Here is a 15495-nt window from a genome sequence, read left to right as displayed (position 1 = left end):
AATAGTAATATACAGGCGAAAATGGACCCGTTCCAGCCCGGAAATTCCGGTTCTGAAGGGTCCATTTCTCATGTGTCAATCTGTTGAAACTATTTAATCAGCTCCACTTCCACGGGTATGGATTTCTCCACTGTCTCCCCTGCCATGATTTTGACAGCTGTCCCGATGGCTGTCTCGCCCATCTTATCTGGCTTCTGGGCTACCGTGGCCGCCATTTTGCCGTCCTTCACCGCCTTCTGGGCGTCGTCCGTGGCGTCAAATCCCACAATCTTTATGTCCTTTCCGGAGGCAGCAACTGCTTCCACTGCCCCAAGGGCCATCTCGTCATTGTGGGCAAACACACCTTTGATGGTTCCGTCGGACTGAAGTATGTTCTCCATAACCGTCATACCCTCGGCACGGTTGAAATTAGCGGTCTGGCTGGCAGCCACCTGGAGGGATTGGTCTGCCACCTGGTGGAAGCCCGCTCCCCTGTCAATGGTGGCCGAAGCCCCAGGCACTCCCTGTAATTCAGCTACCTTGGCGCCTTCTCCCACAAGATCCATGAGATACTCTGTTGCCATCCTGGCTCCTGCCACATTATCTGAGGCAATCTGGCAGTCCACATCTACCCCGTTGACCCCGCGGTCCACTGCAATCACCTTGATCCCCTGGGACATGGCGCTCTTTACCGCCGGTGCAACCGCATCTGAATCCACCGGGTTGACAATCAGCACGCCCACATTTCTGGACACCAAATCCTCGATGTCGCTGGTCTGTTTGGCAGCGTCGTCTCCGGCGTCCACAACCACCAGCTCCACGTTATTCTCTGTCGCGGCTTTTCTGGCTCCTTCTGTCAGGGTCACGAAAAACGGGTTGTTCAGGGTGGAGACAGAGAAACCAATCACGTTTCCGCTGCTTCCCTCCCTGACATTTTCTTCCCCGTCAATGGTGATGGCGTTGCAGCCTCCCATTGTCATAAGCATTGTGCCTGCTGCCATAAGTGCCAGTATTTTCTTAATCTTCACGGTCTTTCCCTCCCAAAATTCATATTCTTAATTTCATATCAGATTTCTGTGTGCTGTGTACTGTTTTCCTATCTCTTGCGGTCTGAGAGTACGGCAATCAGGATGACCAGACCCTTGATTACGTCCTGATAGTAGGAAGATACGCCAAGGATGTTAAGGCCGTTGTTCAGCACCGCGATAATCAGTACGCCAATCAGGGTTCCGTAGATTTTTCCCCTGCCGCCGCTCATGCTGGTGCCTCCCAGGGCCACTGCGGCAATGGCGTCCAGCTCATAGCCGTTTCCAAGGGTAGGCTGTGCGGAGCCCAGTCTGGATAGCAGAATCAGTCCGGATAATGCCGCCATGGTGCCGGATATGGCATAGGCGATGATCTTTGTCCTGTGTATGTTTACGCCAGCCAGCTTGGCGGATTTCCAGTTGCTTCCGGTGGCGTAAATCCTGCGTCCGAAGGTGGTCTTATTTAACAGGAAATAAAAGAGCAGGAACAGGAGTATCAAAAGGATGACCGGAATCGGAACGCCGTAGAACTTCCCCTTTCCAACCACCTTCAGGATGAAGCTGTCTCCCAGGTTGGAGATTGGCTTTCCGTTGGTGTATATCATGGTCAGGCCGCGGTATACCGTCATGGTAATGAGGGTTGCGATAAATGGCTGCAGACGTCCCTTGGTGACCATGACGCCGCTGATAACGCCCATGGCGCAGCCCAGGACCAGTGCCAGAATCATGGCCAGCCCAGCCGGAACCCCTGCCGAAATCATTCCGGCGCACAGAGCCGTGCTGAGGGCCAGCACCGAGCCCACGGACAAGTCAATGGCGTCCGTCAGTATGACAAAGGTCATGCCGAAGGCAATGAGTCCGTTAATGGAAGACTGGCGCAGCAGGGACAGGAAATTGGCCCCGGTGCGGAAACTTGGGCTGGCAATGCTGATGCCTGCCACCAGCAGGATAAGGGCGATGAGCGCTCCAAAATCCTGGGCGTAATTGATGACTTTATTCTTATTTTCATTCATGATAAGGTACCTCCCGTAGCCAATGTCATTATCTTCTCCTGGTCAGCCTCAGCCTGGCCGATGATTCCCCTGACCAAACCTTCCCGCACCACCATAATCCGGTCGCTCATTCCCAATACCTCCGGCAGTTCAGAGGACACCATGATGATAGCAACCCCCTTTTTTGCCAGCTGGTTTATAATGCTGTATATTTCCTTCTTGGCGCCTATGTCCACGCCTCTTGTGGGCTCATCCAGAATCAGTATTCTGGGTTCTGTGTAAATCCATTTTGCGAATACCACCTTCTGCTGGTTGCCGCCGCTTAAGTTCACACACTCATGTCCTGGCCCGAAGCACCTGATATGAAGCTCCTCTATGGCCTTTGTGACCAGCCCTTTTTCCTTCTCCCTGCTGATTACCACCTTGCTCTTGCCAGAGATACGCCCCAGATTGGTCAGGGATACATTTTTCTCAATGCTCTCCTCCAGCAGAAGTCCCTCTGTCTTGCGGTCCTCTGTTATGAAGCCGATTCCATGTTCAATGGCCTGCAGGGGATTCTTAATCACCTCCTGCTTTCCGTTGATAAAAATGCTGCCTCTGTCGTAGGGCAGGTTTCCGAAAATAGCCTGCATGATTTCCGTGCGCCCCGCTCCCATCAGCCCGGATACCCCCAGCACCTCGCCAGCCTTTACCGAGAAATCCACATCGCGGAACACCCCCTCCTTTGTGAGGCCCTCCACCCGGAATACCTCGTCTCCAATGGCGCAGTCACGTTTGGGATACCGCTCGCCGATTTCACGGCCAATCATCATTTTGACGATTTCATTCATATTGGTTTCCGGAATCTTCTTTGTGCCTATGTATGTGCCGTCCCTGAGAACGGAAATGCGGTCGCAAAGCTCAAAGATTTCCTCCATGCGGTGGGATATATAGACGATGGACACTCCCTTTTTTCGCAGGGACTGCATGACCTCAAACAGCACCTCTGTCTCGCTCTGGGTAAGGGCTGCCGTGGGTTCATCCATGATGATGACTTTTGCGTCCACCATCAGGGCCTTACAAATTTCTATCATCTGCTGCTGTCCCACGGAGAGCTCAGACATCACCTTGTCCGTGGGAATGCTGACTCCCAGACGTTTTAAGGTTTCCTCGGCCTTTGCCCTCATGGCCTTCCGGTCGCATATTCCAAATCCCTTTTTGATTTCCTTTCCCAGGAAAAGGTTTTCTTCCACCGTCAGGTCAAACAGCACGTTCAGCTCCTGCTGGATAAAGACAATACCTGCCCGTTCCGCTTCCTGGGGACTTTTGTAGGTCACTTCTTTTCCGTCCACTATGACGGTGCCCCTGTCGCGGGTGTAGACGCCGGTCAGAATTTTCATCAGCGTGGACTTGCCTGCGCCGTTTTCTCCCATCAGGGCGTGTACTTCCCCGTCGTCCAGCACAAAGCCGGCGTCCTTTAGGACCTGGTTCTGCCCAAAGGATTTGTTGATTCCTTTCATTTCAATTTTCATGTTGTTTCCCTCCAGATAAATTCTGCTTTAAAAGATACAGCCGGACTGCAGGATGATGTTGGCATAGGGCGTTGTCTCTCCTGTCCTGATAACGGCCCTGCATTCCTTTGTCATCTCCTTAAAGCGTGTATGCGGGACAAATTCCACCTTTTCCGGTTTGAAACCGGTTTCAAAGCTGGCAAAAAGCTCCTGGATTTCTTCCAGGATTTGTGGATTCTGTTCTTTGATTTCCTCTGCCAGAACCACTGCTTCTATTTTCATATCACTTGAAACCGCTTTCAAGACGTCCATAAACCGGGGATTTCCAAATGTCACAGCCAAATCAATGCGCTCTGTCCCCTCCGGTACAGGCAGTCCGCAGTCAGCGATTGCAATTCTGTCCGTATGCCCCATGGATGACAGTACCCTGGAAATATTGCTGTTGAGTATGCCGTGTCTCTTCATGTTTTTGTTCCTCCGTCTTCTTTACGCCGAAAGCGTATTTGTCAATGCTTTACATGTTCTCCTGATTCATGGCTTCCAGTACCTGGCTGCGCATAGGCATTCCGCCCTGGGCTCCGAACCGCTCAGTGGACAGGCTGGCTGCCGTGTTGGCAAACCGGAGCGCTTCCTCCATGGTGCTGCCCCCCGCAATCTCTACGGTAAATGCACCGTTTAGTGTATCCCCTGCTCCTGTGGTATCCACCACATTGGCTTTCCTGGCTGGTACGGTAAGTATTTCTCCCGTTGGAAGGCATGTGGATACGCCTCTGGAACCCTGGGTAATCACTAGCTTGCCGGGATGTGCCCTCAGCATCTCCTCCACGGGCATATCCCCGAACAGGATGGCTGCCTCATGTTCATTTGGCGTAAGGTAATCCACCTTTGCCAGGACTTCCGGCTTCACCGGTCTGGCCGGTCCTGGATTCAGCACTACCTTGACCCCATTTTCATGGCAGATATCAATTACATACTCGATGGTATCCTGGGGTATCTCATGCTGCAGCAATACGATATCACATGCCAGCAGAGCATCCCTTATGCTGTCCACATATTCCCGGTCCACCTTGTCATTGGCTCCTGCCACCACCACGATAGTGTTGTCATGATCCCCCACAGTGATGACCGCCAATCCTGTGTTCACTCCGGGAGCCACTTTGATGTGGGTGGTTCCCACTCCCATGTCTTCCATGTTCTTTATGAGGCTTCTTCCCGCCTCATCACCGCCCACACAGCCGAACATCTCCACATCTGCTCCCAGCTTTGCCATGGCAACGGCCTGGTTGGCGCCCTTTCCTCCGGGTATGTAGCGGATGTCCTCTCCCTTCAGTGTTTCCCCCTTTAAGGGAATCCTCTCTGCTGTCACTGTCATGTCCATGTTGATGCTGCCTACCACTGCTGTCTTCATAATTCCTCCTTTTCTGCTTTACATTTTATTTTATGGTTACAGTTTATCCCTTTGATGCCCGGAAATGGCCTGGTACTGCGCTGCGGCCATTCCCTAAAGAGTTGTGTCCCTTTTTATCAGCTTGACATCGAATACCTTATTCCGGCTAATCTGCGCTCCGGCAACATATTCGGTCAGCATTCGAACTGCCTCCTGCCCCATCCTTTTGATGGGCTGGGCAATGGTGGTAATCTCCGGCGTAAACAGGCTGCTGAGGGAAATGTTGTCAAACCCGATTAACTGCATATCCTCCGGCACCCTTATACCTTTCCTGTGAAGCTCCTTGTAAACCGATATGGCCACCATATCGTTGGCCGCAATGATTCCGTCCGTATCCGGGTACTGCTCCAGCAGCCGCGCCGCCATCTCGGTTCCCGACTCAAAGCTGTAATCTCCCTCTATCCAGGCAGGCTCGATTCCACGTTCCCTGCACACATCCAGGTACCCCTGGTGGCGCTTTCTGGCGCTGGAAAGATGAAGGGGACCGCTCATCTGTACGATGTGCCTGCACCCGCATTCCAGCAGATGCTCCACGGACATCCGCCCGCCCTGGTAATGGTTGGACTGGATACAGGCAATTTCCTTGCCCCCCTCAATCTGCCGGTCAATCATCACTACCGGAATCCGGCAGTTTCCCACTTCCTTATGTATCTCATCCATGTTGGTCATCAGGATAACTCCGTCTGCATTCATCCGTTCCAACAGACTCAGGTTCCGCTTCTCCTTTTCCAAATCATCATTGGAGTTGCAGAGCGTCAGGCGGTATCCCCTGCGGTCACATTCCTCCTCCACAGCTCCTGCCAGCTCATTAAAAAACGGATTGATGATGTTCGGCACCAGTATGCCGATGATTTTGGACGAACGCTTGTAAAGGGACCTGGCCACCTCATTTGGTTTGAAACCGGTTTCTAATATGGCCCGTTCCACCTTCTGTCTCTTCTCATCATCCACCCTGGCCGTACCGTTCATTACCCTGGATACGGTTGAGGGGGATACTCCCGCCAGTTTTGCCACATCGCGTATGCCCGTCATAAGCCCATCATCCTGCCTGTCTGCGGATTATATGCCTTCCGGCTCTTCCGCTCTTTGTATGTTTTATACTTGAAACCCGTTTCAAATATAATTTAATTATATATTCTGCTGGTTCCAAAGTCAATATTCAAATTTTTGTTTCGCCATTTTAGTCTAAACTCACAATATGAGCAGGTCATATGCCGTGAATTCCGCGTTTTTTTAGATACATTTCACAACAACTTTGTTAAGACATTATCAGTATGTTTTCCGGCATCGTATGGGGACAAACTGGAAACAGAAAAAGGACTGACCCCCGTGTCATACGGGATTCAATCCTCATTATCTGTCTGTACCGCCTATTCTGCTATTTGAATACTATGGTTTTTATAGATATCTGCCGGCCCGTCTGCGGCTTTATCCCTGAATTCCGTCCTGTTCTTTTGTCCTTTTTAAAATCTCAGTCAGCAGGCAGTCAGCTACCTCTTCCTTGGTCATGATGGGAAGTTCTGTCTCGCTGTCCCTTGTGATAAGCGTCACCACATTGGTATCCGTACCGAATCCAGCGCCTTCCACCTTCAGGTTGTTGGCTACAATCATGTCAATATGCTTTTTTGCCAGCTTGGCCCTGGAATTCTCCAGCATATTCTGGGTCTCCATGGAAAATCCGCAGAGGAACTGTCCGTCCCTCCGGTTCTGCCCCAGCCATCCCAGGATGTCGTTGGTCCGCTCCAGGGCAATGGATAAATCACCGTCGGATTTCTTGATTTTTTCTGTTCCCACCGTGGCAGGCCGGTAATCCGCCACCGCCGCTGCCTTGACAATGATGTCCTGCTCCCCGCTCCTTGCGGTAACCGCCTCGAACATCTCCCTGGCGCTCTCCACCGGAACAGTCTCCACGAACAGGGGACGTGGCAGGTCCACAGGGCCGCTTACCAGGGTAACATCAGCTCCCCTGTAGGCTGCCACCCTGGCAATGGCATACCCCATCTTGCCGGTGGAGTGGTTTGTGATGTAGCGCACCGGGTCAATGGACTCCCTGGTGGGGCCGGCTGTCACAAGAATCCGCCTGCCTGCCAGGTCTCCTGGATAACCAGCCTCCCGCAATATATATTCGTAGAGTACCTCCGGCTCCGGCATCTTTCCGGCTCCGGTGTCACCGCAGGCCAGATATCCCCAGGCCGGTGTAATAACTTCCATGCCATAACGCCTGCAGATATCAAGATTGTCCTGTAAAATCGGATTCTCGTACATATTGGTGTTCATAGCCGGGGCCAGTATTTTTTTACACCTGCACGCCATGACCGTGGTGGTCAGCATGTCATCTGCAATGCCGTGGGCAATCTTTCCGATGACATTTGCCGACGCGGGAGCAATCATCACCACGTCCGCCTGCTTTGCCAGGGCCACATGCTCCACGCTGAATTCAAAATTCCTGTCAAATGTATCCACCAGGCATTTGTTGCCTGTCAGGCTCTCAAAAGTTATGGGATTAATGAAGTGAGCGGCGTTCTTTGTCATCAGTACATGGACCTTCACGCCCTTTTTAACCAGCATGCTGGCCAGGCTGGCTGTCTTATAAGCTGCAATGCTTCCTGTCACTCCAAGAAGGACTGTCTTTCCTTTTAACATATGATTCCTCCGGTTGTCTTTCCTCTTTTTCTATGTTACAATCCATGTTAAAGTATAACATACATCCTATATGATTGAAAGGAGTTCCCCCAATGATTTTAGCAATCGACATGGGCAATACCAACACCGTCATCGGCGGCATAGACGAGACAAAAACATATTTCATAGAGCGGGTCACAACGGACCAGGGACGCACGGATACAGAGTACGCGGTGAGCTTTAAGAACATCCTGGAGATGCATCAGATTGATATAGCAAGCATAGAAGGAGCCATTCTCTCTTCCGTGGTTCCCCCTGTTAATTCCACCATCCTGAACGCAGTGGAAAAGGTGACCGGTATCCGTCCCCTGCTGGTGGGGTCCGGCATGAAAACCGGCATGAATATCATTATGGACAACCCCAAGACGGTCGGAAGCGACCAGATTGTGGACGCGGTGGCAGCCAGCCATGAACATCCCCTTCCCCTGGTGGTCATAGATATGGGCACGGCCACTACTCTGTGTACCGTGGACAAAAAAGGAAATTATATCGGCGGCGTCATCCTTCCCGGCCTCAAGGTCTCCCTTAACTCACTCAGCAGCAAGACGGCCCAGCTGCCCTACATCAGCCTGGAGGTTCCCAGCCATGTCATTGGAAAAAATACCATTGACTGTATGCGCTCCGGCATCATTTACGGCAACGTGGACATGATCGACGGGATTCTGGACCGCATGGAAAAGGAGCTGGGAGAGCCTCCCACCATCATCGCCACGGGCGGGCTGGCCAAGTTCATCACTCCCCTGTGCCGCCATAAGATAGTGGTGGACGATGCGCTGCTCCTGAAAGGACTGCTGATTTTATATCGGAAAAATACGGAAGTTCATTAGAACAGATTCCGGCACCCGTCAGCGCCCTCCCTTGGCGGGCGAACTGAACCAGGGCTGTCTAACGCGGACAGCCCTGGTTTTTATTTTATTTCCACATACTCATAATCGCAATACCCATCAGACTCCCGGTTTTCCCGTGAGCAGGACCACAGGCAGAGTTTTGCACCGGTCCATGTGGCACGTTTCAGGGGAAATGAATATTCTATCCGGGTAAAGTTCCTGCCGTCAAACGAATAGGAAAAACCATATGTCTTATCTTCCTCCAGCACCAGTCTGAACCAGGCCTGTTCTCTATCTGCTTCCTGTGAAAAGACCAGCTTCTCACCGGCTTCCCCCTCAAACATGGGTTGTGTGACCGTTCCCCGGTAACATCTTATCTGGATTCCCTTTCCCATGCGGTACAGGCCTGCATATCCGTAATCATGGCCCACCATGCCGATTCCTCCAAAATCACCGTCCTCCCTTCCGGAAAGAGACAGCTTCACGGTCATGGACAGCTTCTGTTTCTGCGGAATCTGGGTCAGCACATTGGGCGCATACCAGAGCAGGTTTTCCCTGCCCGGATTCCGGTAGCAATACAGCCGCAGGTGTCCCGGATTTTCCCTCAGGGAATAAAATCCCGCATCGGGATTGGCCTGCCACTGCCACTGTAGTCCCAGTGTCTTTTCCTCAAAATCATCAGACTGGCGGATGGCATATTCCGGCACATCTCCTGCGGGGTCTTCTCGCGCCGCACGTTCTCCCTCTGTATGATCTCCCGCAGTATGTTTTCCCGTAGTACGTTCTCCTGTAGTATGTTCTCCCGTAGCACGTTCTCCCGTAGCACGTTCTCCCGTAGTACGTTCTCCTGCCGGAACGGACCACTCCCTAACCGGCTCTCCAATACCGTCCCCATTCTGGTCCTGGCCAATGAACGGCCAGTCATCCAGAAAACACATGGGCTGCAGGTGGATGATTCTCCCCAGCTCCACCACATCCTGGAAATGGACGAACCAGTCCCTTCCATCGGGCGAAGTTACCCATCCTCCCTGGTGGGGGCCGTTTACCCGGGAATTCCCCTGGTGCATCACCACCCTATAGTCGTAGGGCCCATAGACAGACCTGGATCTGAGGCAGGACTGCCATCCGGTCTCCACGCCTCCTGAGGGCATCAGAATGTAGTAATACCCATTCCTTTTGTACATCTTGGGGCCTTCTGATGTGGGCGCAATCTGTTCACCGTCAAATATAAGCCTGGGCTCTGTCAGCAGGGAGCGGCACTGGGGATCTATTTCCACCAGCGACAGCCGGTGTTTTATACCGGAGCGGCTCTTTGCATAGGCAAAAACCATGTAAGCCCTGCCGTCATCATCCCAGAAAGGGCAGGGGTCAATCCATCCCTTTGATTCACACAGCATATTCCATTCAAATTCCCCGTAGGGATCCTTGGATCTGGCCACCAGGATTCCCTCGTCCACCAGAGGGATAAACACAAAGAACGTTCCCTCATGATAGCGGATGGATGGGGCCCATGTGCCGGAACCGTGGCATGGAAGGGCGTATTTCTCAAAGGGGAGCTTCTTCACGCAGTGGTTAATCAGCTCCCAGTGAACCAGATCTCTGGAATGTAAAAGCGGAACCCCCGGAATATAGGTAAAAGAGGAGGATACCATATAATAATCCTCCCCCACCCGCACCACATCCGGGTCGGAATAATCCGCATACAGAATCGGGTTTTTGTACGTTCTCATATTTTCAATTAACCTCCTTTTTTTCTGCCATATATCCGGCCAGCCTTTCTGCTATCATCCCATGCCCCAGGTCCGATGGATGTAGGCCGTCCGACGACAGCCCCTGGGGAGTATCCATGGCCTCAAGCCCGTTTATATAATGAAGCCTGCCCCCATACTGCCCGGAAAGAACTGCCGCGCAGCGCTGTATGGCGCCGCGAAACCGTGCCGCCCTTTTGTCCCCTTCAAAATCATAGCGGTTATAATACATGTCTGTCACAAATACCTGTTTATCCGGCCTGGCTTCCAGCACAGCGGCCAGGAATGCAAGGGCTTTGCCATAGAGCCGGTCCCCATCCCATGTTTCGATCACATTGATCCCCAGCTCAAAAAGCGCCATGTCCCAGTCGTCCCTGGACCCTATATATGAGGCCATGGCCTCATCCATTTGGCAGCTTCCCGCACACCCCAGATTAATCAAATCATATCCCAATTTCCGGGCCAGTCTGAACGCGTATGTACCGGAGGGCACCGACGCGTTCCCACCGTGGGTAATGGAAGAACCGTAAACCAGCAGGCGCTTTCCGGGCATCTCCTGTTTCTTTGGAGGACGGATATCCCCCTTTATGTTCCCGAGACAACATCCCCAGTCATAAGGAAGCAGAATTCTGGTCACTGAAGGATGAAAGGAATAACCGTTACCGGCAAACCTTTGGATGGCAGACCAGTCCTGCCTGCGGATTGTAATTTCAGTTCTGTCTGCCGTTACGGACCAGGGGCTTATTTCGTAGCTTCCCTGGTAATCCCCCTGAAACACCTCCAGAACCCCCTGGGAACGGATGTCGCCTTTAGCCGGCATACGCCTGAGTCCCAAGACGGCACTGTCTCCCTTCATCACGAACCGGATCTCACTGTTGCTGGCAAAAAGTATATTTTTCTGCGCTTTCATATTAAGCCCCAGCCTGGTGGGTTCCGGCACCCGGCAGAGCAGGTAATCTCCTGCCTCTTCATCCCGAATCAGGCTTTCCACATTGTGGAGTATGGTGCTGCCAAATTCCATGTTCCCCTCGTCTCCCCTCAATACATGTTATTACACCTTCACCCAATCATCCCTTCAGGCCGGAAGTTGCAATGCCCTCCACAAAATATTTCTGGGCTGCAAAGAACAGCAGAATCAGCGGAATCACGGACACCAGCGCCATGGACATAACCTGGTTCCACTGTATATTGGATGTCACGTCAATACTCACCCTGAGGGCCAGCGACAGCGGGAATTTTGAAACCGTGTTAATGTAAATGTTGGTGTTGAAAAAGTCATTCCAGGTCCATAAAAACTGGAACAGGCCCGCGGAAAACAGAGCCGGCTTAAGTAAGGGCAGCAGAATCTGTATAAAACACTGGAACGGGCCGCAGCCGTCAATGCAGGCTGATTCATCCAAATCCCTTGGAAGTCCCCTTAAGAACTGCACCATCATGAACACAAAGAAGGGGTAGCATCCCACGGCAGCCGGCGCGTAAAAGGTCATATAGGAGTCCAGCCAGCCCAGCTTGTTGAACAGCGCGTATCTGGGGATGATGATGATGGCATTGGGAAGCATCAGCGTGGCTATTAGCACCATAAAAAGAAACTGGTTGCCGGGGAAATCAAACCTGGCAAAACCGTAAGCCACGATGGAGCAGGACACCAGGGTAAGCAGCGTGGTGGGAACCACCAGCGCAAAGGTGTTTATGAAATACTGGGCATATGTGTAGGTTCCCGTGGTCTTCCATCCCTTGATGAATGCCTCAGGGCTCCATCCCTGGGGAAGAAGGCTCAGGCTGCCGAATATCTCGTTATTGGTTTTAAAGCAGGCAAAGAACATCCATATGACAGGAAACAGCATCACCACACCCACGATTCCGAGAATAACATAGGTAATACCGTTTTTAATCTTTTTCTCTTTCATGCCGTCCTCCTAATTATCGTAATAAACCCATTTCTTCGAGGTCACAAACAGGATAATGGTCATGACCAGGATAACCATGAACAGAATCCATGAGGTAGCGCAGGCATATCCCATCTTAAAGTATTTAAATGCATCCGTATACAGCTTCATACCCAGCACATAGGTAGCCTTATTGGGACCGCCGTTCGTTACCACAAATGCGGATGTAAAGTTTTGAAGGGCTGTGATAAGCTGCATAATGATGTTGAAAAACGCAATGGATGTAATCATGGGCAGTGTTATCTTGAAAAACATCCTGGGTTTTGATGCCCCGTCAATCCTGGCCGCTTCATACAGGGACTGGGGCACCTGCTTAAGGGCGGATAAAAACAGCACCATGGAGGAACCGAACTGCCATATTTCCAACATACAGATGGTGATTACTGCCATATCCGGGGTTCCCAGCCATTTGACCGGGCCGATGTGGACCAGACCCAGAAGACTGTTGATGAAACCATCATTCATAAACAGTACCTTCCACAGGATTGCCACTGCAACAGAGCCGCTGAGCAGGGACGGTATGTAGTATACGGTTCGTATAAAGTTGATTCCTTTCAGGTTCCGGTTCAGAATCACAGCAATAATAAGGGCCAGCACCACCTTGCCCGGCACTGTGATGAAGGTATACTTCAGTGTAACTGCCATTGAATTCCAAAATTCCCTGTCCTTTGTAAACAGCCTCACATAATTATCAAGGCCCACAAATTCCGGCGCATGGAATATATCATAGTTTGTAAATGAATACAGCAGCGAACTGATAAAGGGGTACAGCTGGAACACCAGAAAACCGAATATCCAGATACACACATACATGAATCCAATCCTGTTGCGTTTGGTCCAGCCGCCGTGCCTTGGCTTTGCCTTTTCCATCCTATTTCCTCCTATCCTCCAAGCGGCCCGGGAAAGGATGTCCGGGCCGCCTGCTAATCTCTTTTATGTTTGTTTTGGAGCCTGTTTGCTGAGAAGCCTTTTAGTTCAGGCCGCTCAGATAGTCATTAATCAGTTCAATGGCATTGTCGGCCGCCTCTTCAGGAGTGCTCTGTCCATAGGCAATACTCTCTATCATGTCTTCCTGAATTGCATAAACCTCTGCGCTGGTGGTATATCCCTTATCACTCTTGCCGTTAAGCCCTGCTGCCAAATCCACTGCATCCACCACGGTCTGGTTTAAGAGTCCCTTATCCGCACACAGCTGTCTTGCCGTGGATGTGGGAGGAATGGATCGTACGTCCTTAAGCGTCTCCTGGGCCTCTGCATTGTTGTAGAAATAGTTCAGGAAATCCACTGCTTCCTCCACATGTTCAGAGTTCTTATTTACTGTCATATACTGTGGGGTATCCGCAAAGAAACCGTCATTGACCCTGTCTTCTGCCATCGGCATCTGTACAACGGTACACTCTGCTTCCGGAACAGCGTCCATCAGCAGGTTGATGCTGGAGGAAGGGCCGTAGGCAAATACAAATTTTCCATCCATCCACTTTGGATTGGTGTGAATCTGTCCCTTAAAGGTGGCGCTGTCCTCCGCCGGTTCAAAGACGCCTCCGTCATAGCAGTCCTTGATATATGTAAGCACTTCTACCAGCTGTTCCCTGGTAAAGCTCATCTTCTTTTCACTGTCAATAATAAAGGATTCTCCTGTCATCTGACGCAGATACGGCCTGAGCACATACTCGCAGAGTATCTTGGTGTCAGTATTCAGGTAATAATAATCCGGATTCTCCGCGTGAAGCTTCTTTCCGTCCTCCAGCATGGAATCCCATGTGATCTGCTTTGTCAGGTCCACGCCGCAGGTTTCAGCCGCATTTCTATTGGCCACGGTTGCCAGACATGACATACCGGTAGGCAGGGCCAGAAGCTTTCCGTCAAAGGTGCCGAACTGGCTGATGAATGTCTCGTCAAAGCCGGAGGTGTCAAACGTATCCTTGTACTCGTAGAAATCTACAAAAAAGTCTCCTCTGGACACAAAGTCAGGCAGAGAGTCCACGTTCTGCTGAAGGATGTCCGGAGCCGTGCCGTTGGCCAGCATGGTGGATACCTTGTCAATATATCCCTGGTCAGAATTCATTTCCGCCTCAATCCGTACCTCAGGATGCAGCTTCTGATACTGGTCGATGACAGCCAGAGTTGCCTCATTTCTCTCATCTCCGCCCCACCACATAAAGCGGAGCGTAATCTGGTCGCCTGAGGCGGCCGGTGCGCCGCTGCCTGCTGCACTGTCCTTCCCGGCTTCAGCCTGGGATGTGGATGAAGGAGCCGGTTCATTGGTACATCCGGCCAATACGGCGGAAGCCATAATACCAGCCATCAAAAGGCCTGTTATTTGTCTTGCTTTTCTCATTACTAATTACCTCCCATTTTTCAACTGTCCCTATTGTACTGTACTTTTGCCGTCTTGTTAAGAAACCATACTTACGAAAATGGTATCTTTCCTTAATCAAATACCGGAGAAAGTATCATTTTTTACAATATTTATTCATTATTGGGAATCCTTTGTCCCGGATCCAGTTTTCAGATGATTTTTTTCTCTCTTTTATATATAATAAAGGCAGTATTTTTCAAGAAAGGGGCCCACCTATGTACCAAGTAATCATTGCAGACGACGAAGCCAAGATACGGAGCGGACTGGCCAATCTCTTTCCATGGAACCAGCTGGGTTTTGAGATTACCGGCTCATTTTCCAACGGCAGGGATGCCTATGACTTTGCCCTGTCAAGCCCGGTAGACCTGATTCTCTCCGACATCCGTATGCCTCTCATGGACGGACTGGAGCTGTCGGAACGCCTGCTGTCCCGTAAAAAAATAAAAATCATATTTTTCAGCGGTTACCAGGATTTTGATTATGTGCGGAAAGCCCTGCGCAACGGCGTCTTTGATTACCTGTTAAAACCAGTAAAATATGAGGACCTGGCAGACTGCCTGACCCGGGTAAAGGAACTGCTGGACAGTGAACAGGGCCAGGACATGCCGGAGGTCTGTGAAAGCCTGAGCTACTATGAAAAAATTATCAGTACGGTAAAAAACTATCTGGACACCAGCTACCAGGACGCTACCCTGGAACAGGCTGCCAGGCTGGTGTCCTTAAGCCCTAATTACCTGTCCAAAATCATGAAGGAGCACTCGGATACCAGCTTCTCCGATTATCTGTTAAAGACCCGGATGGAAAATGCGGCCCGCATGCTGAGGGATATCGGTTACAAGCAATATGAGATTGCCTACCGGGTAGGCTATGACAATCCCAAAAATTTTTCCCGGGCATTCCACCAGTATTTCAATATGACGCCAACCCAGTACCGCAATTGCGGCGGCCGTCCTGAACCGCAGCTATGATGTGGTCTGGCTTTCCCTACCCGGAACACCCC

The 15495-nt window shown here is 51.2% G+C and carries 14 protein-coding genes; 2 read left to right on the top strand and 12 right to left on the bottom strand.

Annotated elements, in window-relative coordinates; translation table 11 throughout:
• Positions 1-89 precede the first annotated feature (89 nt).
• The 7 genes from CGC65_RS11950 to coaBC all read right to left on the bottom strand — a co-directional run bounded on the left by CGC65_RS11950 (position 90) and on the right by coaBC (position 7576).
• The gene (locus tag CGC65_RS11950; protein WP_002567106.1) at positions 90-1007 is read right to left on the bottom strand and encodes a D-ribose ABC transporter substrate-binding protein; all 918 of its coding nucleotides are present in this window, start codon (positions 1005-1007) and stop codon (positions 90-92) included.
• A gap of 68 nt (positions 1008-1075) precedes the next feature.
• Positions 1076-2017 carry an ABC transporter permease gene (locus tag CGC65_RS11945; protein WP_002567105.1) on the bottom strand — a complete coding sequence of 314 codons (942 nt, stop codon included), beginning with the start codon at positions 2015-2017 and terminating at the stop codon, positions 1076-1078.
• On the bottom strand, positions 2014-3507 hold the full coding sequence (locus CGC65_RS11940; RefSeq protein ID WP_002567104.1) for a sugar ABC transporter ATP-binding protein: 1494 nt from the start codon (positions 3505-3507) through the stop codon (positions 2014-2016). Before CGC65_RS11940 ends, CGC65_RS11945 begins: the two co-directional genes overlap by 4 nt.
• 27 nt (positions 3508-3534) lie before the next feature.
• Complete coding sequence (rbsD, locus tag CGC65_RS11935) at positions 3535-3951, bottom strand: D-ribose pyranase (RefSeq protein ID WP_002567103.1); 417 nt, start codon at positions 3949-3951, stop codon at positions 3535-3537.
• Positions 3952-4000: 49 nt separating this feature from the next.
• On the bottom strand, positions 4001-4894 hold the full coding sequence (rbsK, locus tag CGC65_RS11930) for a ribokinase (RefSeq protein ID WP_002567102.1): 894 nt from the start codon (positions 4892-4894) through the stop codon (positions 4001-4003).
• 93 nt (positions 4895-4987) lie between these two features.
• A complete protein-coding gene (locus CGC65_RS11925; RefSeq protein WP_002567101.1) occupies positions 4988-5965 on the bottom strand; it encodes a LacI family DNA-binding transcriptional regulator in 978 nt (325 codons plus the stop codon).
• A gap of 396 nt (positions 5966-6361) precedes the next feature.
• On the bottom strand, positions 6362-7576 hold the full coding sequence (coaBC, locus tag CGC65_RS11920; protein WP_002567100.1) for a bifunctional phosphopantothenoylcysteine decarboxylase/phosphopantothenate--cysteine ligase CoaBC: 1215 nt from the start codon (positions 7574-7576) through the stop codon (positions 6362-6364).
• 92 nt (positions 7577-7668) lie between these two features.
• On the opposite strand from coaBC, the gene CGC65_RS11915 reads away from it, so the two are divergent.
• Positions 7669-8442, top strand: a complete 774-nt coding sequence (locus tag CGC65_RS11915; protein WP_002567099.1) for a type III pantothenate kinase — start codon at positions 7669-7671, stop codon at positions 8440-8442.
• 80 nt (positions 8443-8522) lie between these two features.
• Here CGC65_RS11915 and CGC65_RS11910 read toward each other — a convergent pair whose 3' ends face one another.
• The 5 genes from CGC65_RS11910 to CGC65_RS11890 all read right to left on the bottom strand — a co-directional run bounded on the left by CGC65_RS11910 (position 8523) and on the right by CGC65_RS11890 (position 14474).
• The gene (locus tag CGC65_RS11910) at positions 8523-10172 is read right to left on the bottom strand and encodes a glycoside hydrolase family 43 protein (protein ID WP_002567098.1); all 1650 of its coding nucleotides are present in this window, start codon (positions 10170-10172) and stop codon (positions 8523-8525) included.
• A gap of 4 nt (positions 10173-10176) precedes the next feature.
• Positions 10177-11211 (bottom strand): SGNH/GDSL hydrolase family protein, encoded by a 1035-nt coding sequence (locus CGC65_RS11905; RefSeq protein ID WP_002567097.1) that lies wholly within the window; start codon positions 11209-11211, stop codon positions 10177-10179.
• 46 nt (positions 11212-11257) lie between these two features.
• Positions 11258-12097: a carbohydrate ABC transporter permease gene (locus tag CGC65_RS11900; protein WP_002567096.1), complete on the bottom strand. Its 840-nt coding sequence runs from the start codon at positions 12095-12097 to the stop codon at positions 11258-11260.
• Between the two features lie 9 nt (positions 12098-12106).
• Positions 12107-13006, bottom strand: a complete 900-nt coding sequence (locus CGC65_RS11895; protein ID WP_002567095.1) for a carbohydrate ABC transporter permease — start codon at positions 13004-13006, stop codon at positions 12107-12109.
• Between the two features lie 100 nt (positions 13007-13106).
• Complete coding sequence (locus CGC65_RS11890) at positions 13107-14474, bottom strand: ABC transporter substrate-binding protein (protein ID WP_002567094.1); 1368 nt, start codon at positions 14472-14474, stop codon at positions 13107-13109.
• A gap of 236 nt (positions 14475-14710) precedes the next feature.
• On the opposite strand from CGC65_RS11890, the gene CGC65_RS11885 reads away from it, so the two are divergent.
• Positions 14711-15463: a response regulator transcription factor gene (locus CGC65_RS11885; protein WP_002567093.1), complete on the top strand. Its 753-nt coding sequence runs from the start codon at positions 14711-14713 to the stop codon at positions 15461-15463.
• Positions 15464-15495 lie beyond the last annotated feature (32 nt).

Origin of the sequence: Enterocloster bolteae, assembly GCF_002234575.2 — a bacterium.
In the GTDB taxonomy this organism is placed as follows: domain Bacteria; phylum Bacillota; class Clostridia; order Lachnospirales; family Lachnospiraceae; genus Enterocloster; species Enterocloster bolteae.
This window is presented reverse-complemented; position numbering and strand designations above follow the sequence as displayed.

What these genes read in the sequence shown, in the direction of transcription:
- CGC65_RS11890 (WP_002567094.1), bottom strand. Translation starts at nt 14,474, where the DNA reads ATGAGAAAAGCAAGACAAATAACAGGCCTTTTGATGGCTGGTATTATG.
- rbsD (WP_002567103.1), bottom strand. Translation starts at nt 3,951, where the DNA reads ATGAAGAGACACGGCATACTCAACAGCAATATTTCCAGGGTACTGTCA.
- CGC65_RS11910 (WP_002567098.1), bottom strand. Translation starts at nt 10,172, where the DNA reads ATGAGAACGTACAAAAACCCGATTCTGTATGCGGATTATTCCGACCCG.
- CGC65_RS11915 (WP_002567099.1), top strand. Translation starts at nt 7,669, where the DNA reads ATGATTTTAGCAATCGACATGGGCAATACCAACACCGTCATCGGCGGC.
- rbsK (WP_002567102.1), bottom strand. Translation starts at nt 4,894, where the DNA reads ATGAAGACAGCAGTGGTAGGCAGCATCAACATGGACATGACAGTGACA.
- CGC65_RS11945 (WP_002567105.1), bottom strand. Translation starts at nt 2,017, where the DNA reads ATGAATGAAAATAAGAATAAAGTCATCAATTACGCCCAGGATTTTGGA.
- CGC65_RS11925 (WP_002567101.1), bottom strand. Translation starts at nt 5,965, where the DNA reads ATGACGGGCATACGCGATGTGGCAAAACTGGCGGGAGTATCCCCCTCA.
- coaBC (WP_002567100.1), bottom strand. Translation starts at nt 7,576, where the DNA reads ATGTTAAAAGGAAAGACAGTCCTTCTTGGAGTGACAGGAAGCATTGCA.
- CGC65_RS11895 (WP_002567095.1), bottom strand. Translation starts at nt 13,006, where the DNA reads ATGGAAAAGGCAAAGCCAAGGCACGGCGGCTGGACCAAACGCAACAGG.
- CGC65_RS11905 (WP_002567097.1), bottom strand. Translation starts at nt 11,211, where the DNA reads ATGGAATTTGGCAGCACCATACTCCACAATGTGGAAAGCCTGATTCGG.
- CGC65_RS11885 (WP_002567093.1), top strand. Translation starts at nt 14,711, where the DNA reads ATGTACCAAGTAATCATTGCAGACGACGAAGCCAAGATACGGAGCGGA.
- CGC65_RS11900 (WP_002567096.1), bottom strand. Translation starts at nt 12,097, where the DNA reads ATGAAAGAGAAAAAGATTAAAAACGGTATTACCTATGTTATTCTCGGA.
- CGC65_RS11940 (WP_002567104.1), bottom strand. Translation starts at nt 3,507, where the DNA reads ATGAAAATTGAAATGAAAGGAATCAACAAATCCTTTGGGCAGAACCAG.